The organism is Lactococcus sp. (genome assembly GCF_036648155.1).
Classification (GTDB): Bacteria; Bacillota; Bacilli; order Lactobacillales; family Streptococcaceae; genus Lactococcus; species Lactococcus cremoris.
Window position 1 is genome coordinate 302 of sequence record NZ_JAVXIY010000023.1, and the last position, 562, is coordinate 863.

Consider the following 562-nt stretch of genomic DNA (forward strand, 5'->3'; position numbering starts at 1 on the left):
TGGTAGAGCATCTGATTTGTAATCAGAGGGTCGCGTGTTCGAATCATGTAGTCGGCATTCCTTTAACTGTTTAGACCTAATGGAGTACAGCTAGAGGTATGAAGAGAGTTTGACTTTCTTTAAGCGTTGCGAACGTAGTTCAGGGGTAGAACACAACCTTGCCATGGTTGGGGTCGCGAGTTCGAATCTCGTCGTTCGCTTTGTTAGTTCTCCCTTAGTGGGGGATTTTCCATATTTTGCCGGGGTGGCGGAACTGGCAGACGCACAGGACTTAAAATCCTGCGAAGGGTAACCTTCGTACCGGTTCGAAACCGGTCCTCGGCATAAGTGAAAGCAAGGGTTTAGCGACTCTTGCTTTTTTTGTTTTATGAAACTGTAAACTTGATCAAAATTGACCACTTGTGCATGCTTGAAATAAGGAGTATGAATATGAGTTGGGAGGGAGGGGAGCTACATTGAGTAATATTGTTAGCTTTATTAGTACTTGCATGATGAATAAATTTTTGAGAGAATTATTTCAACTAAGCTTGGTGTTTTCTTTATTAGTTATGTTAGGGGCTTG

3 tRNA genes (1 of these 3 only partly in view) are annotated in these 562 nt (G+C 42.5%); all 3 read left to right on the plus strand.

The features are described from left to right. A tRNA-Thr gene (locus RSC39_RS11880) sits at nt 1-57 on the plus strand; it begins 21 nt to the left of the window's first position. Nucleotides 58-128: 71 nt separating this feature from the next. Further along, a tRNA-Gly gene (locus RSC39_RS11885) sits at nt 129-200 on the plus strand. Between the two features lie 38 nt (nt 201-238). After that, nucleotides 239-324, plus strand: a tRNA-Leu gene (locus RSC39_RS11890). Nucleotides 325-562 lie beyond the last annotated feature (238 nt).